General features: G+C 44.4%; 19 protein-coding genes. 3 read left to right on the top strand and 16 right to left on the bottom strand.

The window, feature by feature from the left end; genetic code table 11:
* Nucleotides 1–238 precede the first annotated feature (238 nt).
* Genes ACIGBN_RS11605 through ACIGBN_RS11590 form a run of 4 tightly spaced genes read right to left on the bottom strand, consistent with a single transcriptional unit; the run spans nt 239 to nt 4,871 of the window.
* Nucleotides 239–1,735, bottom strand: a complete 1,497-nt coding sequence (locus ACIGBN_RS11605) for a DHA2 family efflux MFS transporter permease subunit (protein ID WP_396665566.1) — start codon at nt 1,733–1,735, stop codon at nt 239–241.
* 9 nt (nt 1,736–1,744) lie between these two features.
* On the bottom strand, nt 1,745–2,935 hold the full coding sequence (locus tag ACIGBN_RS11600; RefSeq protein ID WP_396665564.1) for an efflux RND transporter periplasmic adaptor subunit: 1,191 nt from the start codon (nt 2,933–2,935) through the stop codon (nt 1,745–1,747).
* A 14-nt stretch (nt 2,936–2,949) separates the two neighbouring features.
* Complete coding sequence (locus ACIGBN_RS11595; RefSeq protein ID WP_396665562.1) at nt 2,950–4,389, bottom strand: efflux transporter outer membrane subunit; 1,440 nt, start codon at nt 4,387–4,389, stop codon at nt 2,950–2,952.
* Nucleotides 4,383–4,871, bottom strand: coding sequence for a MarR family winged helix-turn-helix transcriptional regulator (locus ACIGBN_RS11590; RefSeq protein ID WP_133003787.1), 489 nt, complete (start codon nt 4,869–4,871; stop codon nt 4,383–4,385). Before ACIGBN_RS11590 ends, ACIGBN_RS11595 begins: the two co-directional genes overlap by 7 nt.
* A gap of 355 nt (nt 4,872–5,226) precedes the next feature.
* On the opposite strand from ACIGBN_RS11590, the gene ACIGBN_RS11585 reads away from it, so the two are divergent.
* Genes ACIGBN_RS11585 through ACIGBN_RS11575 form a run of 3 tightly spaced genes read left to right on the top strand, consistent with a single transcriptional unit; the run spans nt 5,227 to nt 7,536 of the window.
* Nucleotides 5,227–5,580 carry a response regulator gene (locus ACIGBN_RS11585; protein WP_396665560.1) on the top strand — a complete coding sequence of 118 codons (354 nt, stop codon included), beginning with the start codon at nt 5,227–5,229 and terminating at the stop codon, nt 5,578–5,580.
* A 1-nt stretch (nt 5,581) separates the two neighbouring features.
* Entirely contained in the window at nt 5,582–6,211 is a 630-nt protein-coding gene (locus tag ACIGBN_RS11580) for a hypothetical protein (RefSeq protein ID WP_396665558.1), read from the top strand.
* Nucleotides 6,212–6,213: 2 nt separating this feature from the next.
* A complete protein-coding gene (locus ACIGBN_RS11575) occupies nt 6,214–7,536 on the top strand; it encodes a GGDEF domain-containing protein (RefSeq protein WP_396665556.1) in 1,323 nt (440 codons plus the stop codon).
* 4 nt (nt 7,537–7,540) lie between these two features.
* On the opposite strand, the gene ACIGBN_RS11570 is transcribed toward ACIGBN_RS11575, so the two are convergent.
* From ACIGBN_RS11570 to ACIGBN_RS11515, 12 genes are all read right to left on the bottom strand, one after another.
* The gene (locus tag ACIGBN_RS11570) at nt 7,541–7,819 is read right to left on the bottom strand and encodes a hypothetical protein (protein ID WP_396665554.1); all 279 of its coding nucleotides are present in this window, start codon (nt 7,817–7,819) and stop codon (nt 7,541–7,543) included.
* A 361-nt stretch (nt 7,820–8,180) separates the two neighbouring features.
* Entirely contained in the window at nt 8,181–9,473 is a 1,293-nt protein-coding gene (locus ACIGBN_RS11565) for an NCS2 family permease (RefSeq protein WP_133003783.1), read from the bottom strand.
* A 440-nt stretch (nt 9,474–9,913) separates the two neighbouring features.
* Nucleotides 9,914–11,554 (bottom strand): phosphoethanolamine transferase, encoded by a 1,641-nt coding sequence (locus ACIGBN_RS11560; RefSeq protein ID WP_396665552.1) that lies wholly within the window; start codon nt 11,552–11,554, stop codon nt 9,914–9,916.
* 163 nt (nt 11,555–11,717) lie between these two features.
* Nucleotides 11,718–13,382 carry a phosphoethanolamine transferase gene (locus tag ACIGBN_RS11555; RefSeq protein ID WP_396665550.1) on the bottom strand — a complete coding sequence of 555 codons (1,665 nt, stop codon included), beginning with the start codon at nt 13,380–13,382 and terminating at the stop codon, nt 11,718–11,720.
* Between the two features lie 240 nt (nt 13,383–13,622).
* The gene (locus ACIGBN_RS11550) at nt 13,623–14,558 is read right to left on the bottom strand and encodes a class I SAM-dependent methyltransferase (RefSeq protein ID WP_396665548.1); all 936 of its coding nucleotides are present in this window, start codon (nt 14,556–14,558) and stop codon (nt 13,623–13,625) included.
* A gap of 114 nt (nt 14,559–14,672) precedes the next feature.
* Complete coding sequence (locus ACIGBN_RS11545; protein WP_396665546.1) at nt 14,673–15,980, bottom strand: PepSY-associated TM helix domain-containing protein; 1,308 nt, start codon at nt 15,978–15,980, stop codon at nt 14,673–14,675.
* 175 nt (nt 15,981–16,155) lie between these two features.
* Nucleotides 16,156–16,605: a DUF2946 domain-containing protein gene (locus ACIGBN_RS11540; protein WP_396665656.1), complete on the bottom strand. Its 450-nt coding sequence runs from the start codon at nt 16,603–16,605 to the stop codon at nt 16,156–16,158.
* Nucleotides 16,606–16,647: 42 nt separating this feature from the next.
* Entirely contained in the window at nt 16,648–17,016 is a 369-nt protein-coding gene (locus ACIGBN_RS11535; protein ID WP_341564711.1) for a DUF2750 domain-containing protein, read from the bottom strand.
* Between the two features lie 100 nt (nt 17,017–17,116).
* Nucleotides 17,117–18,130, bottom strand: a complete 1,014-nt coding sequence (locus ACIGBN_RS11530; protein ID WP_396665543.1) for an adenosine deaminase — start codon at nt 18,128–18,130, stop codon at nt 17,117–17,119.
* Between the two features lie 17 nt (nt 18,131–18,147).
* Complete coding sequence (xdhC, locus tag ACIGBN_RS11525) at nt 18,148–18,948, bottom strand: xanthine dehydrogenase accessory protein XdhC (RefSeq protein WP_396665541.1); 801 nt, start codon at nt 18,946–18,948, stop codon at nt 18,148–18,150.
* 20 nt (nt 18,949–18,968) lie between these two features.
* On the bottom strand, nt 18,969–19,322 hold the full coding sequence (gene uraH / locus ACIGBN_RS11520; RefSeq protein ID WP_396665539.1) for a hydroxyisourate hydrolase: 354 nt from the start codon (nt 19,320–19,322) through the stop codon (nt 18,969–18,971).
* A gap of 123 nt (nt 19,323–19,445) precedes the next feature.
* Nucleotides 19,446–20,513 (bottom strand): BMP family ABC transporter substrate-binding protein, encoded by a 1,068-nt coding sequence (locus ACIGBN_RS11515; protein ID WP_396665537.1) that lies wholly within the window; start codon nt 20,511–20,513, stop codon nt 19,446–19,448.
* Between the last annotated feature and the right edge of the window lie 39 nt (nt 20,514–20,552).

The following is a 20,552-nucleotide window of genomic DNA, read 5'->3' as shown; positions in this document are numbered from 1 at the left end:
AAATAACCACTTCACTCAACGAGAATGTGCGCTCTAGCCTCAAGTTCCTCCTTTTATTAAATAAATTAGTAGAACAAACATATTCAAGCCTTTGTCATCGTTGGCTTTTAAAGATGCCTGTCTTATTAATTTAAAAAAGACAAATTTAAAAAAGACAGGCATGCTAAAACCCTTGTGGTTACTGCTTTTTAAGGGTGCCTGTCCTTGAATGGTTCTAGGCCTCTGTGTGGTGGTATGGTTAGTGTTCTTTTAGGGCTTTTTTCGTGAAGAAAATAAACGGTGTGAGTACAAAGAACAGCACCATTAGCATGGTAAATAGATCAATGGTAGACATCATCAAGCCCTGTGACGTCACTGTTTGATTGAAGTTCATCAAAGTGGCCGTGCTTGGATTTTGCAATTGCTGTGATACAAGCGGGTTGTAAGGTGATATCTGCTCACTTAACACCGAATGATGGACGCTTGAGTTTCGTGCCCATATCCAAGCGGTTAATGAAGAGGCGAAACTGGCGCCGAGGGTTCGTATAAAGGTCGATAACGAGGCGCCATCGGCAATGTCGGGTCCATTAAGGTCAGACATCAATATGGTTGTCATTGGCATAAAGAAAAGCGCGATGCCAATGCCCATAAACAGTTGGATAAGCGCAATGGTGGCGAAATCTATGTCCAAATTAAACAAGGTGCGCAAGTAACAGCTGATGCCTATGACAACGAATGAGCTGCCGGCCAACCAACGCATGTCCATACGATGGCCAAATTTCCCCAGTAGTGGTGACATGATCAAGGGCAATATGCCCATGGGCGCAGCCGCTAGGCCTGCCCACAATGCGGTGTAGCCCAATTGCGTTTGCATCCACTGGGGCAATATTAAGTTGATGCTGAAAAAGCCTGCGTACCCTAACGTTAGCAATATGGTGCCAATGCAAAAGTTACGATTGGCGAACAAGCGCAAGTTAATAGCAGGGTGCTCGTCGGTTAATTCCCAAATAACCATAAATACCAACATAATTGCTGCAAAGACCGACCCAATAATAATCCACTGATTAGAGAACCAATCCAGGTCGTTGCCTTTATCCAATACAATCTGCAATGCTCCGACACCCAATACCATGGCCGTCAAGCCAATAATGTCCAGTTTGGGCTTGGTTTTTTCCTGCGGACGATCTTTCAATTGCGCCAAGATAACGCTCACGGAGAACAACCCTACAGGGATGTTGATAAAGAAAATCCATGGCCAGCTGTAGTTATAGGTAAGCCAACCGCCCAAAATAGGCCCTACGATCGGCCCTACTACCGCTACCATACCGATTAATGCCAATGCCATGCCGCGTTTTGCACGAGGGAAAATAGACATTAATAGCACTTGGCTCATTGGAAAAAGTGGCGCCGCAGACAAGCCTTGTAATGCTCGAAAGACCACTAATTCCGCCATGTTTTGCGATATGCCACACAAAAAAGAAGTGGTAATAAAGCTTAACAGTGCCGCCGTATAAAGCTGCACTTCACCAAAGCGTCGGCTGAGCCACGAAGTGATAGGCAAGCCGATGGCATTACAGACGGTGAAAGACGTAATAACCCAGGTTCCTTGGTTAAAACTGACGCCCATGCTGCCTGAAATGGTGGGCAAAGAGACGTTGGCAATCGTGGTATCCAGCACTTGCATGAAAACACCCAGCGCAATGGCAAACACACACAGAGCCATATTAGCGGGACGAAACCCTTCTTGTTGACTCATAGATAGTCCTTACGGCTGGTTCGCGGATGCAGGGTGACGTTGCGCATCATTTTCTTTGATGATTTGGCTGATAACTTGTGCCACGCCTTGCATCGTTTGATGGTAAACGTCGGTCTCAAAACGAGGTTTTGCAGGGCTGTCTGTGGCCAATAATTTGCCTGATGGGCTTACTGTGTTCACATCGACATTCATGGATAAACCAATGCGAAGAGGGTGTGAAGCCAGCTCATTTTTATCAAGCTTAATGCGCACCGGTAAGCGCTGTACAATTTTGATCCAGTTACCCGTTGCATTTTGCGCTGGCAACACGGAGAAGGCACTGCCGGTACCAATCCCCAAGCTTTCGACTGTGCCGTGGAAAACAACCTCGTCACCATACAGGTCACTGACCAAGGACACGGGCTGGCCAATGCGCATATTGTCGAGTTGCGTCTCTTTAAAATTGGCGTCTACCCAAACATCATGCAAGGGTACTACGGCCATTAATGTTGCGCTGGGAGAGATACGTTGTCCAAGTTGCACTTGTCGACGAGCCACATAGCCGGTCACTGGTGCCACTATTTGTGTGCGTTGTTTGGCTAGGTACGCTTGTTTTACGTTGGCAATCGCGGATTTGACAACTGGGTGTGTCTCGACTGTGGTGCCAAATATCATCGATTGTTGCGCTTTTAATTGTTCAACGGAAACCGCCAATTGTTTTTGTGCCGAATCGACCATGTCTTTTGCGTGGCTTAAGTCTTCTTGTGACAAACCACCGGCTTTCACCATGTTTTTACGACGTTGGTAATCTTTTTGTGCCTTGTGCAGGGTGATTTCTTGAGACGCGACAACGGCTTCCGCTTGGGTCACGTTATTGAACATGGCTCTTACTTGGCGCACGGCCTGCGCTAATTTTGCTTTTGCGTCTTCGTAGGCGATGTCGGCATCTGCTTCATCAAAACGCACTAGGACTTGCCCCTTTTTCACATAATCCCCATCATCAGCGGTGATTTGTGTGACTGTTCCGACTGTTTCAGACGTAATCGAAACAATGTTGCCATTAACGTAAGCGTCGTCTGTTGTTTGATTGCCAACAATGTATGTCTCGTAATACCAGCTAACGGCGATGGCGCCTAAGACAATAATAATAAACAGTATGATTAAGCTTTTTTTACGCTTGCTGTTTGTTGGTGCTGCTGTGTTTGCGTCGTTGTTTTGCATAATTTTATTCACCATTAATGTTTAGAGGTAGAGACCGTTTGATCATCCCCAAAACCACCGCCTAGGGCTTCAATAAGAGCGGCTTGCTGTTCTTGTAGCTGATTTTTCAGTAGTGTCAGTGCCGACTCAGCTTGCAATAATTGATTCTCGATGAGTAACACTTCCAATTGACTGCCCATCCCGGATTGGTAGCGCTTTTCCGTGATGTGGTAACTCTGAGCAGCCAGTTTGGCGCTGCGTTGGGCATCTGCGATTTGTTTGTTAACCGATTTAATGGTCAAAATTCGGTCGGTCACATCGCCAAAGGCTTTGCTGATCGTTTGGTTGTAATGCGCCACGGCCGAATCATAATCAGCGCTTTGATCGATCAAGTTGGCCTTGAGATCTTGCGTAAATAAGGGCAAGGAAATGGCAGGGCCGACACTCCAAGAGCGGCTTGGTTCGCCAAACATGGAGTCCCCTAGCACGCTTTTAAAGCCAGCACTGGCGCTCAAATTGACGTTAGGGTAAAAGCGCGTTTTGGCCACATCAATGTTTTTGCTGGCGGCTTCGATGCGCCATTTCGCCGCCACAATGTCAGGGCGATGTGCCATAAGATTCGCTGGTAGCTCAGCAGGTAAGTTGAGTTTGGCGCTTAGGTGGGCGCTTGGGCGCTGAATGTTATTGGCAAGGTCAGGTCCATCGCCTATCAATGTTGCCAAGGCATTTTTTAGCAACTGAATGCTCAGCGCTCTCTGCTTTAGAACCTGTTTAGAAGACGCTTCGTTGCTTTGTGCTGTGTACAAGCGATCATTTGAGGTTAGACCGCTTTGTAATAATTTTTCCGTGATCAAAACGATACGCTGGGTGCGTTCGAAATCGTCTTTGGCAAGGTCTTCTAATGCATATGCATTGGCCAGTTGAATGTAAGTTCGAATGATGGCGGATGATAAATTTATCTTCGCGGCTTGATGGTCTATTTCAGCGGCTTTTTGATTGCTTACACTGGCAATCCAAGCGGCTTTATTGCCTCCCCATAAATCGAAGGAATAGCTCATGTTTAGCCCAAGACCATATAGGGTGCCGTATTGGCTACCTTGGTAGGTGTAATCTTCTGAGCGAGACAAACGAGAGCGAGTGGCGCTCGCATTGGCGGACACGACGGGATCAAATTTGCTGTCTGCTGCCATCACTAAGGCGGATGCTTTTTCTAAATTAGCATTGGCCAACTGGATGTTGGGACTGTGCTGCAGTGCTTGCTCGATCAAGTTGTTTAGTTGGATATCCCCCAGCGACAACCACCATGATTGAGAAGGCCAGTTAGCCGAATACAGCTTTTTGCTTTCTAGGCTAGTCGCGTGACTCACCAAGGTTTTGTCCGTTAGGGTGTTGTGTGTTTTGATACTTGACGGTGGCGCGCACCCATAAAGAAGGCATAGCGACACATAGGTCGTAATCTTCGCCAGTTTTAGCATGTTGCATCCTTTTTATTATTCAACAGACACTCTTCGGTGTGAAAAAAATTGACAATTTTTCCTAAGCAATGCTGCAAGCTTTGTTTTTCATCTGGGGTTAAGCACTCGGTTAATTTATCAATGGCTTCATTAGCAAGAGGCAAAGCTCGTGAGGTGATTTCATGTCCTTTCGTTGTCAACTCAATAAACACTGAGCGGCGATCATCAGGGTCTGCCATACGCTGAATCAGTTCTTTCTTTTCGAGTCGATCTAGCATTCGAGTGACCGCACTGCTGTCGACGTTTAGCGCTTTACTGATGTCAGAAGAGCGTTGGTTTTTAAGAAAGAAAACCGTGAATAGCACCTTAGCTTGACTCGATGTTATGTCTTCGACAGCGAGATAATGATCCAGAAGGCGATCTTTTATCTGAGCGCTTTTGCCGAGTAAAAAGCCGAGATTGGTTAAAAGTGTTTCATCGATTACGTGGTATGGCGATGTCATGAAGAACCTTGCAATAAGAATTTAAAAGTTACTTGTCTATGCAATAGGTGCATAGGCAATTAATTCTGCGCATTTTATGGATTGACGTCAATCTTGCTAAAGGCGGCGAGTGAAATTGTGTCAAAATTGACCTCTTTGTGCGTTTTTTTGCCTTATTTGCTTATAAAGTGCAAATGGAGAGCCCTGCTAGAGCGGTATCTTATAAGGGGGAGAGTTGGTTGAATTTTTCATTTTTACTGAAAAATACATATATAGACAAAGAGTAACAAATATCTGTTAGCTGACAGTCTCTAATTCAGAAAACCTCATATATCATAAGGTGTTATATCAGTAGCGCAAATTTAATAGGACCCTTATGGCATTACGAATTTTATTGGTTGACGATAGTAAAGTGAGTCGTTTGGCTTTATCTAAAGCATTAAGACGACTTGATGACTCGATTATTATCAGCGAAGCGGCCAGCGCCGATGCAGCGGAGGAGCTGCTGAAGACAGTCACGGTTGATCGGGCGCTCATTGATTACAACATGCCAGATCGAAATGGCCTTGAATTGGCTGAAGTGCTGTTAATGACTCATCCTAAAGTGAAACAAACCTTGGTAACGGCGAATATTCAAGATGCTATTAGAGATCGAGCGGCTTCGTTAGGCATAGGTTTCATTGCAAAACCAGCGAAACCTGAAGAGCTTGCCAGTGTTGTAGGTGTTTAATATGAAATCGTTTTTAAGCGATGATGAATTTGATTTGGTGGTTGAACTTGTCAATATTGGGGTGGGCAAATCAGCGGCTTCTTTATCACAAATTGCAGGTGAAGAGGTGCTCTTATGTGTCCCTATTCTAGAGTTCTTAACGTTAGATGATGCGACTCATGTGTTTGAAGAACGATTACCTAGCTCCTTAACAGGGGTTAGCCAAGAATTCTCTGGCTTTTTCTCAGGAAAGGCTGCGTTGCTTTTTCCTGAATCCCGTAGCCTTGACTTGGTAAATGTTATGCTGGGGGGAGATGATTTTGACGGAGAAGTGGACGTAGAGTTGGAAGAAGAGGCCTTGTCTGAATTGGGTAATATTCTTCTTAATAATTGCTTGTCTACTATTTCTAATATTTTAAATAAACCACTTGCCACATTATTACCTCAGACTTTCCATACGCAGCCAGCACGTTTGGTTAATCAGTTGGTCCCAAAAGAAAGCGCTGAAACGGTTATTATGCTTTTGAAAATTGATTTTTATCTAAAAAGTCGGAATTTATCAGGGCATGTGGTCTTTGTTATTGATTTTACAGAAAATGGGTCCTTTAAAGATACCTTACAAGATTATCTTAGAAGTCTAGAGGAACTCTAGTGATGAAAGGCTTAATACCTGTTGATGTTTTGTTGTCATCATTTGATTGTATTGAAGGTGGGGTGATTATTTTAAACCCCGAGGGTGGAATCGTATACCTTAATGACTGGGTTCAGAAAAACAGTGTTAAAGCAAAAGAAGATTATCAAGGCCTGTTATTAACTGAGGCTTTTTGTGGTGACGTTTCAAGTCAACTTGTTGATGCTGTTGATGGTGCCGTTAGTTCATCATTGAGCCGGGTGTTGTCCCATAAAATGCATAAGAAAATCTTGCCATTTTATCGTGATAAAGTCATCTCTGAAGAACATGCATTAAATGTTTCTGCTCTGGTTTCTCCCTTGCAAGGAATCACTGGAATTCTAATCCGAATTGTAGATTACACATCACTGGTAAAGCGTGAAAAGCAAAATCGAGTGAACGAAGCGCTTTTAATGATTGAACGAGATTATTTCAATAAAGCGTCTGATTTAGCCATTACTTTAGATCAATTCATTGCAGATTTGGTGAAAGAGCTGTCAGATAACGTGTATTTTATGTCCGTGCGCTTCTCTTTACTAAAGAAAAATGTGTTTTCACATTTTTCTGATTACTCAGACAGTCAAATTCTGAAAAAATCTGAACAAATGATATTGCATCATACAGGCACCAACGATGAACTTTTGGAAGCCCTAAAAGGGCTTGGCGCTCAAGGGGGAAAGTCGCTTGGGGTGATGGATTTTTCGATTGAGAATATGAAAGGGATCGTTGAATTAGTCAAAGAGTCAGATCATATTCTAGATATAAGCTTTGAAAAAACAGCGGATAAGATAAAAGGTTTATTATTTAGCTTAATTGAATGGAAAATAAGTTATGAAAAACTAAATTATATGGCTATTCATGATGAACTTACAGGTTTATACAATCGTTCTTATTTAGGTAAAAAATTTACGGCCTTAAGCAAAGAAGTAGAAAAGGAAGTAAACGGAGAAGGGTCTCTTATCTTATTTTTTATCGACTTAAATAAGTTTAAAAACATTAATGATCAATTTGGCCATCGTTTTGGTGATAAAGTGCTAATCAAGGTGGCCCAGAAAATAAAAGCCTGTTTAGCCCCTGATGATATTGCATTTCGTATTGGGGGAGACGAGTTTTTGGTAATAAAAAAAGGTCGGCAGCCTGAAGAGTACCAACAGAGCTTAAAGTTGAAAATAGCCAGCCCTTTTCTCTGTGGACCCAGACCTATCTCTATTTCTGCCTCGATCGGAGCCGCCGTTTTTCCGCAGGATGGCCGCACTTTAGATGAGTTAATTCATCTGGCCGATGAAAAAATGTATGCAGAGAAATAACCAATTACAGACCTATTAAAATAGGTTTATGAACGATTTGGGTACGCAAAAACACCGTCTCTGTGTCAATAATGTAGCAAGGTGTGCGTTGTTTGATCAAATATTCTACACGGCCTTGTAGAGCCTTTCTTCTTTTCGATAAGCGCGTGTTCAAATCATTCGTTGTGCCTGAGTGGTTATGGATCGTCACTTTATAGACCTTTTCTCTTGCTTTTTTATTAAGTCGATATTGTGACAACAGCCGATAGAGACCATCGACAATGGCATGCGAGATACCATTCATCTTTTTGTCGTTGGTGCGTTTCTAGATATTGTCTAAACCCACCTAGGTGACACCATAAGCGCGATGACGTTTAAAAGGCGTTAAGCGTTTATAGGATGAATCGTATCGTCCTACCTCAGCTGCTTTACTATTCAAGGAGCAAAGAGTCTATATGAATTTGCGTGGCCGCCACCAAGTGATGTTGGCCTCAGTGATTGATGAAAAGATCATGAGAAGTGATGACTGTGAGGAGGCTCGACTTCCCAGAGGTTTTAAGAAAGACAGGACCTGGCACACAAATTTGCTAGTCGATTTATCAAAAAGCCCCGCTTTATGCACTCATAAAGCGGGGCGTAATTTTGGTCTATAGCAGGATGTCGAGTTATGTGAAGAACAGGTATTTCACAATGAAGAACACCGCTAAAACATAAACACTAATACCAACTTGCTTACCTTGTCCTGATAGCAACTTAATAACCGCGTAGCTGATGAAAGACAGCGCAATACCGTGTGCAATGGAGTAGGTCAATGGCATAGTGAAGGCGGCAATCAACACAGGTGCAGATTCTGAAATATCTTCCCAATCTACTTTTGCTAGGCTGCTGGTCATTAACACAGCCACATAAAGCAAGGCACCCGCGGTAGCGTAAGACGGAATAGACGCTGCCAATGGTGAGAAGAACAAGCTCAATAAGAAGAGCAGTCCCACGACCACAGCGGTCAGACCAGTACGACCGCCAGCCGCAACGCCTGATGCACTTTCGATGTAGCTTGTGGTAGAGGAGGTACCAAAAGAAGCACCAATCACAGTGGCAGTGGAGTCGGCTAGTAAGGCTTTCTTAAGACGTGGAAGTTTTCCGTCTTTGTCCAATAAACCACCGCGTTGCCCCACGCCCAATAGGGTGCCTGATGTATCAAATAGATCGACAAACAAGAACGCAAAAATGACGCTGATCATGCCAATATTAAAGGCACCTTTCACATCCATTTGTAAAAAAGTGGGTGCGATAGACGGCGGAGTGGATATGACGCCAGCAAATTCACTGTTGCCAAACACAATCGACAGTACGGTCACGCAAAGAATGCCGATCATCACCGCGCCTGTGACTCTTAAGTAGGACAAAGCAGAAATGATGAAAAAGCCCAAGAAGCCGTAAATAGCCGCCGGCTTGGATAAGTCACCTAAGGTGACCAAGGTGGCTGGGTTTTTCACGATAATGCCCGCATTTTGCAGTGCGACCATGGCTAAGAATAAACCAATGCCTGCGGCGATGCCGAGTTTTAAGGAAGAAGGAATGGCGTTAATCACCCATTCGCGAATTTTAAACACGCTGATCAGAATAAACACACAACCAGAAAGGAACACAGCGCCTAATGCTTGTTCCCATGTGTAGCCCATGCCTAGAACCACACCGTAAGTGAAAAAGGCATTAAGCCCCATACCAGGGGCTAAAGCGATTGGGTAATTCGCATACAGCCCCATAATCAAACAGCCGACGGCCGCAGCAATACAGGTAGCGACAAACACCGCGCCTTGATCCATGCCTGCCTGAGCAAGGATGGAAGGGTTGACGAAAATAATATAAGCCATGGTCAGGAAGGTGGTTATCCCGCCTATGATTTCATTACGTATCGTCGTGTTGTGAGCTTTTAGTTGAAAGAAACGTTCGAGCATTGAGTGACCTTTTTTAGTTAAATTACCTAATTTCGTTCCAAATAAGCGCTGTGGCGCTGCTTATTGGTAGAGATTAGACCAACGAGGGGATAAAGTTTGAGCAAATGGTCAGACTTTTTAAAAAAGGCCGCTAGTATAAAAAATATGATCTAAATATGGCAGTATTATTAAAGAAAAAAGTCATTTTGATGGTGGAATCTGATGATTTTCGTGAAATATCTGGCGTTTTTACGAAGCGTTGAGACAAATAGAGAGGAATAGGCTGCGTTTGTTTGTAAAAAAATGCACAAGTTTTCAATGAGCCTGGCTCGCTTTAGCTGACACTCGAACCGCTTTGGCTAAGCAGAATCGAGTGGCAGGCAGCGGGGTTAAAGATGTTTATAGGAGGGCGCTTTGGTAAAAGGAAGCCCGCCAAAATAGCCCAATAAAATGCCGCGCGATCAGTCACGACAGGGCTGGTAAATATCTAGATTTTTATCGTAGGCGTTGGTTTTTACGTCCATGATGCCAAGCAAGGAACTAAAAACGTAATCTTGAGAAAAGTCGCCCTTCTTGGCTTCTTTCCTTAAACAGGCTTCGTCGATGTGTTTGCTTTGTTTAAAGCCGTCAGACAGCCATAAAATAAGCGGCACTGTGGTTTGGAAGGCTGGCGCAACGGCATAAGGAACCCCGTGTAAAAACAAGCCATCTTCCCCTAATGATTCCCCATGATCTGAAATATAAAAAAGGGCGGTGTTGTATTGCCCACTTAAGTTTTTCAGCTTGTTAATCGCTTGGCTAATGACGTAGTCAGTGTAAACAATGGTGTTGTCGTAGGTGTTGACTATGCTGTTTACAGAGCAATCTTCTATTTCACTGCTTTGGCAATCCGGTAAGAACTTTTCTTGTTCTTTTGGGTAGCGTAGATAATAGGTTGGTCCATGGCTGCCCATTACATGCATGACCAGTAATTTGTCCTTGCCTTTCATGGCTGCTATTTGGCTGTCGAGGTTTTGCAGTAGTGCCATGTCTAAGCAGGTACTGCCATTGCAAAATTGATCTTTGCGTGATCTGTCTATGACTATTTTAGGGATACGCTTGGCCACATCTTTATCGCCGCCGTCGTTTTCTTTCCACAGTAAAGAGACGCCAGCGCGCTGCAAAATATCCATCACATTGTCTTGGTTATAAGTGCGCTTTTTGTTGTAGTCGTGACGCCCTTGTTGCGAAAACATACAAGGTACGGAGACCGCCGTCGCCGTGCCGCAAGAGTGCACGCTTTGGAATGAAATGACGTTCTGTTCTTTTGTATAAGGGTTGGTGTTCTTCGCGTATCCATTTAATGCGTAGTTTTGTGAGCGTGCGGTTTCACCAAGGATAAAGAAAAACAGAGTGGGTTTTTCATTGCTGCTTTTGTTACTCAGTGTCGCGTCTTCGCCAATGTGTTTGAAAGGGATCGGGCGAGTAAAATAAGTATCGTGTAAATAGTTATAAGCGCTGTAAAGGTAATAGGTCGGAATGATCATTCTTTTGAGTGAGCCATGATTCCTTCCTACGGCACTTAAATCTTTATAAGAGAAAAACAACAAGAGCAAAAGCAGAATGACAGACAGGCCTATCGCGATGGCTTTTCTAAGCAAGGCAATCCCTGGTTTCATTGGGGCAAAGGCCACTAATAGGGACGGAATAACACCGGTAATGGTAATCCAACTGATTGAGTGTAGGTTCAAGTAAGACGCCGCTTCACTTGAATCTGTCTCAAGCGCATTTTCTATCATCCCATAATCGACATTAATGCCATAAAACAACATGGTGTAACTAACGATACTGGAGGTGATGAGTAGAAAGATAAAAAACGCTTTGCCGACATAAGGCCAGCTAAAAAGATTGAAGATAATATTGAGTATTAACAGCAAAAAAAGCGGGATAGGCAGAATGGTAACGACATTCATGTCTCCAATGCTGGTTAATACTGTTTTCAGCTCACGATAAAAAGGAAGGTTGACGGCTAGAGTATAATAAATGGCCAGAATGAAAGACAGAGAGCTATAAGAAAGCTGAAACCTAGGTTCCTTTTTTTGAGACGTCTTTTTCTCGCTCATTTTTATTCCTAGTTTATGAAAAACAAAGGCGTGATTCTAGTGAAAGGCGGTTGAAAAAAACACAAAAGAAAAAGGGTTTAAAGTGATTAAAAAGAGGCAATTATAAGGAAGTGTCATTGGAGTGCACTCTTCCCTTGTTAAGAGAAGAGTGCAGGTATCGGTTTTAGGAACGACAAGCGTGATAGATATCTAGGTTCTTATCGTAAGCGGTGGTTTGAACATCCATAATGCCAAGAAGTGAACTGAACACATAATCTTGAGAAAAATCTCCGTTTTTGGCGGCTTTTTTCAAGCAACTCTCATCAATGTTTTTGCTTTTCTTAAAGCCGTCGGACATCCATAAGATCAAGGGAACCGTGGTTTGAAAATCAGGCGCTACCGCATAAGGTACGCCATGTAGATACAGGCCGTTTTCGCCTAGAGACTCTCCGTGATCCGAGAGATAAAGCAACGCGGTATTGTATTGATTGCTTAGTGTCTTGAGTTTATCAATTGCTTGGCTCACCACATAATCTGTGTACACAATCGTATTGTCATAGGTGTTGACGATTTGATCGGTCGAGCAGTTTTCTATTTCGCTGCTTTGGCAATCCGGTAAAAATTTCTGTTGAGCCTTTGGGTAACGCAAATAATAGGTGGGTCCGTGACTGCCCATAAGATGCATGACGACCAGCTTTTCATTGCCTTTCATGGCATTGATTTCACTGTCTAAGCCTTGCAGTAGCGCCATGTCTAAGCAGGTACCACCGTTGCAAAACTGGTTGTCATGCGAGCGGTCGATTTGTACTTTCGGAATACGCTTGGCAACCTCTTTATCTCCCCCATCGTTTTCTTTCCACAGCAAAGACACGCCAGCGCGTTGCAGTATATCCAGTGCGTTGTCTTGATTATATGAACGTTGTTTGTCGTAATCGTGTCGTCCTTGTTGGGAAAACATACAAGGAACAGACACCGCAGTGGCGGTACCGCAAGAGTGAACGCTTTGAAAGGAAATAACGTCTTGTTTTTCAGTATAAGGGTTGGTGTTTTTGGCGTAGCCGTTTAATGCATAATTTTGTGAGCGTGCTGTTTCGCCTAGAATAAAGAAAAACAAAGTAGGCTTCTCATTCACTTTTGGGTCTGCATTTTTAACCACTATTTTTGCGTCTTCTCCAATGTGCTTAAACGTCATTGGTGTAGAGAAGTAAGTATCTCGAACATAGTGGTAAGTGCTGTAGACATAATACCCTGGGAGAATCATCTTTTTCAGATAAGAATTGTTGCGTCCAACAGCGCTAAAATCTTTGTAGGTGAAAAACAATAAGAATAAGAGTAAGGCGAATAACGTTATGATAGAAATGGCCTTTTTAAGCAGCCCAAGGCCTGGTTTCATTGGCACGAGAGCGACCAGGATAGCCGGAATAACACCCGTGATGGTCACCCAGGTGAAAGAGTGTAGATTGAGATAAGACGCGGCTTCACTGACGTCTGTTTCAAATGCGTTTTCGATCATGCCGTAATCGACATTGATGCCGTAAAACAACATGACATAGCTCACCATGCTGGAGGTGATCAAGAGTAAGGAGAAAATGGGTTTGCCAATATAAGGCCAGCTAAAGACGCTAAAAACAATACTGTTCAATAAAAAAATAAACAATGGAATAGCGATGATAAAGCTTATGTGAACATTATCTAGGCCAGATAATATTTTATAAAAATCATTATAAAGAGGGATGTTAACCACAACGGCATAATAAAAAGCCAAAACAATAGGCAAGCTTGTATAAGATGATGCTAACGATCGTTTATTTTTTGGTTTGTTGTTTGTTTGAGTGTTATCTGCTTTCATTCGCTATTCCAGAAGGGTGTTTTCTTAGGGGGCGAATGCTAATAATGACAGGATGAAAAAAATGTAAATGTTGTTTTCTAATGCAAATTCATTATCTCAATAAAAGACAATTAATTTGCATTAAAAAGAGAAATATTTTATTTATTTTTCATTTTTTTAAGACTGATCAGATGTTGTTGATGCAGAATGCTGCGTTTTTTATCTATGTGATCAAAAAAAGAAAATGCTGAAAAATAAACATCAAGCTTGAAAAATAAGTGCTTTCAAGCCACTTTCTGAGTCAATGTCAGGAAACTCAGCAGGATTGTCTAAGCGTGACAGAAATTGTAAGTTTGGGGCTTCTGCTTTCATGCCGTCAATCAAAAATTGAGCGCTTAATGTTGGGTCGTTAACGCAGGCGAGTACCTTGCCTTTTTGCGTTAGTAATTCTGGTAAGCGGCGTAAAATCTTCTGGTAATCTTTGGTGATGGCAAAGCTGCCTTTCTGAAACGTAGGTGGGTCGATAATAATCAGATCATACTGACCGTATTTTTTGATTTTCCCCCAAGATTTGAAAATATCATGGCCAAAGAAAGAGACTTGACTAAGGTCGTGCCCATTTAGGCGATGATTTTCTCTGCCCCTGTTCAGTACCGATTTAGCCATGTCTATATTCACCACGTATTCTGCTTCTCCCGCCAGCGCCGCAACGGAAAAACCACAGGTGTAGGAGAACAGGTTCAGAACACGTTTGTGTTGACTGTTTTCTTTTACCCATTTTCGACCTAAGCGCATGTCTAAAAACAATCCGCTGTTTTGATTTCGGTCGAGGTCAAGCTTAAATGTTAAACCATTTTCAGTGATCAGCTGCTGAGTGTGATGTTCGCCCCAAATGCATTCTATCGGCGTATTTTGTTGGTAGCGGTGTTGGAGTAACAGGGACCTGGTTGAGCTGGATTGCCATTGTGGAGTGCTCGTCCATTGCTCAAGAGTGTCCTGTAGTGCCAATAGAAAATCCTCTGCAGGCGCCTTAAATAAAGAAACCAGCACTTGCCCTTGTAACCAATCCACCGTGATGTGTTCTAGTCCTTCAAAACAGCGACCTCGACCGTGAAAAAGACGACGTGTTTCGTGCTCAATGGTGCTCAGTGCATTTAGGGTGTGTTGGCTTAGAATGGGTAACGAGGCGGTATGCATAATGTATTTTTCGTTGTGAATGACGCGATGGCGTATTTTAGGTGAAATGGCTTCTTGAGTCAGTAAAAAACCGCGTAAGGCCTCGCCAAAAGAGAGCGTGGCGAGGCCTTCCGATCAGTGGACGGCTTTTTTCCAGCGTATGCAGTCGATGACTAAAAAGCACAATAGGCTCACGCCCATGGCTGGCAACGACACACCCAGAATAATGGCGATCGCCAGGGTCACGCTTTTTGTTGTGATGCTGAGTTTTTGCCATGCCTCTAGCAAGGGTTTTGATGCGGCTCCTGGAGCAGGGCGACGACGCCACCACATCAGATACCCCCATACCACCATGGTGCACAAGCCTAGCCCAAAAAAGACTAAGAGTATTTGGTTTACAACACCAAATAAGACGCCCATGTGGAAGTCGACACCCCAACGGATCAGTTTGGCAACGATTGGGAAGGTGGCAAAATCGGCTCGACTCACCACTTTCATATCGCTTGGGTCAATGGCGACAGAATCGACTTGTGTGGGCCATGAACGATCAATCTCACGAACAAACCAAGCTTTATTGGCTTTTCTTGGGGGCTTTATCTCGATCTTATTTGCGTCAATTCCAGCGGCGCGGGCTGTGGCCAGTACTTGATCAAACAAGATGTCGGTGTTTTTGCTGGCGTCTATGTTCACTAGGTTGGTGTTAGGGGATGGCGTGTACCACCCTAAAGACTGACGAAGCGTGGAGATGTTGCCGCCAGCCCATTTTGACCAGGTTAGCCCAGTGGCCGAGAAAAAGAGCAAACCAATGAACAAAATAAGGCCCAGCTGGCTGTGGTTTTTTCTGGTTGTTAAGTAAGGGGTTCGTGAGGCGACATTGGGCTGGTTTTTCTTGCCACCTTTGTACCATAAGAACACGCCACCGAACGCGACAATCCATAACCATGATGCGGCAAGTTCGCTGTAATTACGCCCAAATTCACCCAACAAAAGTTGTCTGTGTAGGAAGTCTAGGGTCATACGAAATGGCAAAATACCACTGGTGCCATAAACCGCCATGTCGCCTTTGACGGCGAGTGTGGCTGGGTCAATAAAGACCGCGCGAGCGCCTGAGGCGGTGGTGGCGTCGAGAAACATCACACGTGTGGTGTCTCCTTGTTTTGGCGCAGGTCTGACGGCGAACAAGGTTAAGTCTTTATTAAGTGATTCTTTGGCGGCAGCAATTTGTGACGACAGAGGGCGTGATGGCCCTGTGCTGTCCGTGGTTAGCGCGTTTTTATACAGCGCATGTTCAATTTGCGGCGTTAAGATATAGAGGGTTCCGGTCAAAGCGGCAACCAGAATAAAAGGGCCAATAAACAAGCCAATGTAAAAGTGCAGGCGTGTTATTAGCATTAGCAAGGCGTTCGAATGAGGCGCTTTGTTTAACGTTTTATCAGTAGACATAACAAGATAAAGTCCATAAAACCGTTTCGCCTGAGTGTCTGTTCGCAGAAAGCGGCGGCAAACTTCAGGTAAACAGGGTAACTGTGATAAAGACGACCGTTTTTAATTCAGCCTTGTGCTCAGTTCAAATGCCTGAGTTGAGTGACTAATTTAAGTAGAAACCGTCGTGTGTTATTTAGGTGATATCAGTATGGAGCGACAGGCGTGGTGGTGCCCTAGGTTGTATGGCGGCATAAGTGGGGGGCAGTTCAATCTCTAAAATGGCGGCGGCAATGGCAAGGTAAGCCTGTTGCGGAATAATCGGTAACGAGAACGAAAAGACATTGAGCCAGTTTAAATGAAACAATAACGTACAGTAGCCACAAGCCGCTTCTAACCCAAAGTGGTTGGCGGCACTGTCTGATGTCGCAAGGGTTTGAGCGGCGAGGGACGGGGCCGTGTTTTGATGGCTCTCATGCTGCATAGCCCCATGATTCATAGATTCATGGTTCATAGAGGCATGATTTAGCTGAGAAATAAGCGGCGCAATATAGATAAGCGCCATTGCGAACAAGCTAATAAAAGCGTTCCGGCGCATAATCTGAGAAACGGCTGTTGCGTGCCTAGTGGCCGAGTTCAACGTCATCAAAATACTGTCTAATGAGTGATTACTTTATGGCGATTAGGATTATGCTTGAATGTCGTGTTGGTGCTCTTGAGCAGAAGAAACAATGCATTCGCCCGCTAAGTTAGAAGCCACGCCAACACAGAAACCATCATTGTTCATTCCGGTTAGCCATTTTTCAGACCAGTCTTGTGCAGACACTTCCATTGCTTGGAAACCGGCGTATTCTTGAGCGCCCCATTTCGTGGCAAGTTCAGCGGTGGGCCAAATAGGCAATACTTTATCGCTGCCTAAATCAATGATTAAACAACCTTCCGAGTCGGCTAATACAAAAATACTGCGATTTCTTTTTAGATGTTTAATGACTTCCTCATAACGGCTGTTACTTGGTAAACGGAAAAAAGCATCGGAAGAGAAGTCTGTTGTTGTCATTGATATGAAGCTCAAAATAAAAAAGAAACCATAATAGCATGTTATGGTTTCTTGTCAGTAGCGTTTGAGCAGGATTGCGGGTTAGCGCGAGGAATGGTGATTAAGCGAACAGTGTGGCTAATGTGGCCAAGTGCGCCGTTTTTTGTTCGTTACTCATCCAGCTCCCTTCGATGCCGTTGTGTGCCAATTGATAGAGTTCGGCTTTATCAATGCCTGAGTATTTAATTAGGGCGCGGTAGTTGTCGTTCATGTAGCCCCCAAAATACGCAGGGTCATCCGAATTCACTGTGGCTTTTAACCCTAACGCTAGCATGTGTTTAATCGGGTGGTCTGAGAGATCTTCGATCACACAAAGCTTCAAGTTGGACAGAGGGCAAACCGTTAAGGTCAACTGCTTTTCTTTTACGCTAGCCACCAAATTCATGTCTTCTAAGGCGCGGTTGCCGTGGTCGATACGGTCCACCTTGATCAAGTCAATGGCTTGCCAGACGTACTCAGGAGGACCTTCTTCTCCGGCGTGTGCGGTGACTTTAAGGCCAAGGTCTTGGCAGGCTTTGAAAACCTGTTGGAATTTTTCTGGCGGATGCCCCAATTCAGAGCTGTCGAGCCCTACGCCATCAATCCAATGCAAAAAGGGTTTGGCCAGCTCTAGGGTGTCAAAAGCACTTTCTTCACTTAGGTGGCGCAAGAAAGACATAATAAGCTTAAAGCTCATTCCCCATTGTTGTTCTGCGTCTTGCAGTGCTCGGTAGATCCCCGTTATTTGTGTTTCGAACGACACACCACGGGATAAATGCCCTTGAGGGTCGAAGAAAATCTCTACATGGACAACGTTTTCACTGTGTACTTTGCGCAGGTACGCCATGGTTAGGTCGTAAAAATCCGCTTCTTTTAGCAGAACCGACATGCCTTGATAGTATAGGTCTAAGAAATCTTGCAGATTAGTAAACTGATAGGCGGCTTTTAACTCATCCACTGACGCGTATTTTAGCGTTACCTTGTTGCGTGTTGCCAATTCGAACATTTGCTCTGGCTCGAAGGTTCCTTCGATGTGTAGATGGAGTTCTGTTTTTGGCATTTTCTCAGCCAGTGTCATCAGTGTGGTTACACTCATGGCTTACCTCTTTTCTATTAAATTGACACCGCTTGTGTGGCGGGTACTTCTTGTGTTGCTCGTATTTTTAACACTTGTGCTAAAACTGAGATGGCAATTTCACCCGGTTGTTTGGAGTGTATTTCTGTATCGCCCATAGGGCAGTGCATGCTGGCGATTTGTGCGTCACTGAAACCTTTACTGTGCAGTCGGTGGCGAAAGCGAGCGCTTTTGGTTTTCGAACCGATGACACCAATAAAAGCGGCATCATTGCGCTTTAGCGCGGCTTCGGTAAGTTCTAAATCCAGTTGGTGATTATGAGTGACTATTAAAAAGTAACTTTGGGCTGGCAGCGCATTGATTTCATCAACGGGGTACTCGCTCAAATGCACTCGAGTATTGCTTGGGATATGAGCAGGAAACTCTTGTTCACGGCTGTCTATCCATGTGACTTGGCATGGGATGTTTTCTAGGCAATGGACAATGGCTCTGCCAACGTGCCCAGCGCCAAAGATGGCAATATGAAGCGGTGTTTGCATCATGCTCTCAAATAATAAAGTCACAAATCCACCACAGCATTGCCCCAGTGTCGCGCCCAATGGGTAATCGTGTGTTTGCGGAACATTGTCGCCTGTTGCCAGCCTCTCTCTTGCTCTGGCAATGGCTTGCCATTCAAGGTTGCCACCGCCGACGGTACCATATAAGGCATGTTGACTGACTAACATGCGAGCTCCGATCTCCCTAGGTGTGGAGCCTTTAATCGACAATACTGAGACCATCACAAAATCGATGCCAGATTTTTCCCATCGGGCCGCTTCTTGTAGCCATTTGGTGTTCATGTGTCGTCCCTCATTACTGGTTAACTGCCACGGTAGGTGCTGTAACCGTAGGGAGAAACAAGCACAGGCACATGGTAGTGGCTGGATTCATCACTGATGCCGAAGCGTATGATGACGTCATCTAAAAATAACGGCTCTTCTAATGGGATGTTTTTGCTTCGGTAATAGTCACCAATGGCGAATTCAAGTTCATAAACGCCTTTTTTGAAATCACTGTCGGGCAGGATCGGCTGCTCGCAGCGCCCATCGTCGTTGGTAACCGTGTTCATTATCGTCGTCTTTTGGCCGTCATTAAGACGATACAATGTGACGGATACCTTGGCAGCGGGCGTGCCGTGCGTAGTATCTAGAACATGTGTTGTTAGATAGCCCATTGTCTTTCCTTAATATAATAAACCCTTGGTGAAGCAAAGGTGGGAAGGGGATCAAACGGTATGGTTAAACGTTAAAATGGATAAAGAGAAAAGGCAGCCAATGGTGTTGGCTGCCTTAAAAGACTAATTAGGAACTTTATCTGTGATGCCGTCAACATACCAGTTTACTTTTGCTAACTCTTTGTCAGTTAGTGTGTGGCCTGCTGGTACCACTATCTTGCCAGTGTTGTCTGTGATTGGGCCTTTGAATGGCTGAATCGTACCAGATTTCACACCTTGATAAGTGGCGTCAATTTTGGCGCGCACATCGGCAGGTAAGTTCGGGTTAATAGAAGTAAGCTGCAACATGTCATCATGGAGTCCGCCCCAGAAATCTTGAGATTTCCAAGTACCGTCCATGACTTGTTGCACGGTTTTGATGTAGTACGGCGCCCAGTTATCACGGACGGAGAAAACGTGCGCTTTGGGCGCAAATTTACTCATGTCTGAGGCTTGGCCGATCGCGCGAATGCCACGTTTTTGTGCCGCAATAAGCGGTGCTGGGCTGTCTGTATGCTGTATTAGAACATCGACGCCCTGATCCATTAACGCATTGGCCGCGTCTGTTTCTTTACCTGGATCATACCAGGTGTTTGCCCACACAATTTTTAGCTTAACGTCAGGGTTAACGCTTTTCGCCCCCATATAAGTCGCATCAATATCACGAATGACTTCAGGAATAGGGAAGGCGCCAATGTAACCAATGGTATTGGTTTTGGTTAATAGACCGGCGGTGACACCAGAGACATAACGACCTTCATACGTGCGAAGGGTGTAAGTGCCGAGGTTTTTAGCGCGTTTGTAGCCAGTAGCGTGTTCGAACACCACGTTAGGGAAGCGTTTTGCTACCTTGACCGTAGGGTTCATAAAACCAAACGACGTGGTAAAGATAACTTGGTTGCCTGCTTTAGCAAGCTGGGTGATAACGCGTTGTGCATCGGCTCCTTCTGCGACGTTTTCCACAAAAGTCGTTTTGACCTTGTCGCCAAAGTATTTCTGCATTTCCTCACGGCCACGGTCGTGCTCATAGCTCCAGCCAAGGTCGCCAATAGGGCCAACATAGACAAAGCCAACTTTGAAAGGTTCTTCGGCGTGCGTCAAGCTGACCCCCGCCATCAGTCCAAGACCAACTAACAAACTCTTTAGTTTCATTTTGAGCTCCTTTTGTGCCCTAAGGCATTTTTTTTATGA

The organism is Marinomonas sp. NPDC078689 (assembly GCF_044542435.1).
GTDB classification, from domain to species: Bacteria; Pseudomonadota; Gammaproteobacteria; order Pseudomonadales; family Marinomonadaceae; genus Marinomonas; species Marinomonas arenicola.
This window is presented reverse-complemented; position numbering and strand designations above follow the sequence as displayed.

What these genes read in the sequence shown, in the direction of transcription:
- ACIGBN_RS11570 (WP_396665554.1), bottom strand. Translation starts at nt 7,819, where the DNA reads ATGAATGGTATCTCGCATGCCATTGTCGATGGTCTCTATCGGCTGTTG.
- ACIGBN_RS11575 (WP_396665556.1), top strand. Translation starts at nt 6,214, where the DNA reads ATGAAAGGCTTAATACCTGTTGATGTTTTGTTGTCATCATTTGATTGT.
- ACIGBN_RS11540 (WP_396665656.1), bottom strand. Translation starts at nt 16,605, where the DNA reads ATGACGTTGAACTCGGCCACTAGGCACGCAACAGCCGTTTCTCAGATT.
- ACIGBN_RS11580 (WP_396665558.1), top strand. Translation starts at nt 5,582, where the DNA reads ATGAAATCGTTTTTAAGCGATGATGAATTTGATTTGGTGGTTGAACTT.
- ACIGBN_RS11590 (WP_133003787.1), bottom strand. Translation starts at nt 4,871, where the DNA reads ATGACATCGCCATACCACGTAATCGATGAAACACTTTTAACCAATCTC.
- xdhC (WP_396665541.1), bottom strand. Translation starts at nt 18,948, where the DNA reads ATGAACACCAAATGGCTACAAGAAGCGGCCCGATGGGAAAAATCTGGC.
- ACIGBN_RS11550 (WP_396665548.1), bottom strand. Translation starts at nt 14,558, where the DNA reads ATGCATACCGCCTCGTTACCCATTCTAAGCCAACACACCCTAAATGCA.
- ACIGBN_RS11515 (WP_396665537.1), bottom strand. Translation starts at nt 20,513, where the DNA reads ATGAAACTAAAGAGTTTGTTAGTTGGTCTTGGACTGATGGCGGGGGTC.
- ACIGBN_RS11545 (WP_396665546.1), bottom strand. Translation starts at nt 15,980, where the DNA reads ATGTCTACTGATAAAACGTTAAACAAAGCGCCTCATTCGAACGCCTTG.
- ACIGBN_RS11530 (WP_396665543.1), bottom strand. Translation starts at nt 18,130, where the DNA reads ATGAGTGTAACCACACTGATGACACTGGCTGAGAAAATGCCAAAAACA.
- ACIGBN_RS11605 (WP_396665566.1), bottom strand. Translation starts at nt 1,735, where the DNA reads ATGAGTCAACAAGAAGGGTTTCGTCCCGCTAATATGGCTCTGTGTGTG.
- ACIGBN_RS11560 (WP_396665552.1), bottom strand. Translation starts at nt 11,554, where the DNA reads ATGAGCGAGAAAAAGACGTCTCAAAAAAAGGAACCTAGGTTTCAGCTT.
- ACIGBN_RS11535 (WP_341564711.1), bottom strand. Translation starts at nt 17,016, where the DNA reads ATGACAACAACAGACTTCTCTTCCGATGCTTTTTTCCGTTTACCAAGT.
- ACIGBN_RS11565 (WP_133003783.1), bottom strand. Translation starts at nt 9,473, where the DNA reads ATGCTCGAACGTTTCTTTCAACTAAAAGCTCACAACACGACGATACGT.
- ACIGBN_RS11595 (WP_396665562.1), bottom strand. Translation starts at nt 4,389, where the DNA reads ATGCTAAAACTGGCGAAGATTACGACCTATGTGTCGCTATGCCTTCTT.
- ACIGBN_RS11600 (WP_396665564.1), bottom strand. Translation starts at nt 2,935, where the DNA reads ATGCAAAACAACGACGCAAACACAGCAGCACCAACAAACAGCAAGCGT.
- ACIGBN_RS11555 (WP_396665550.1), bottom strand. Translation starts at nt 13,382, where the DNA reads ATGAAAGCAGATAACACTCAAACAAACAACAAACCAAAAAATAAACGA.
- ACIGBN_RS11585 (WP_396665560.1), top strand. Translation starts at nt 5,227, where the DNA reads ATGGCATTACGAATTTTATTGGTTGACGATAGTAAAGTGAGTCGTTTG.
- uraH (WP_396665539.1), bottom strand. Translation starts at nt 19,322, where the DNA reads ATGGGCTATCTAACAACACATGTTCTAGATACTACGCACGGCACGCCC.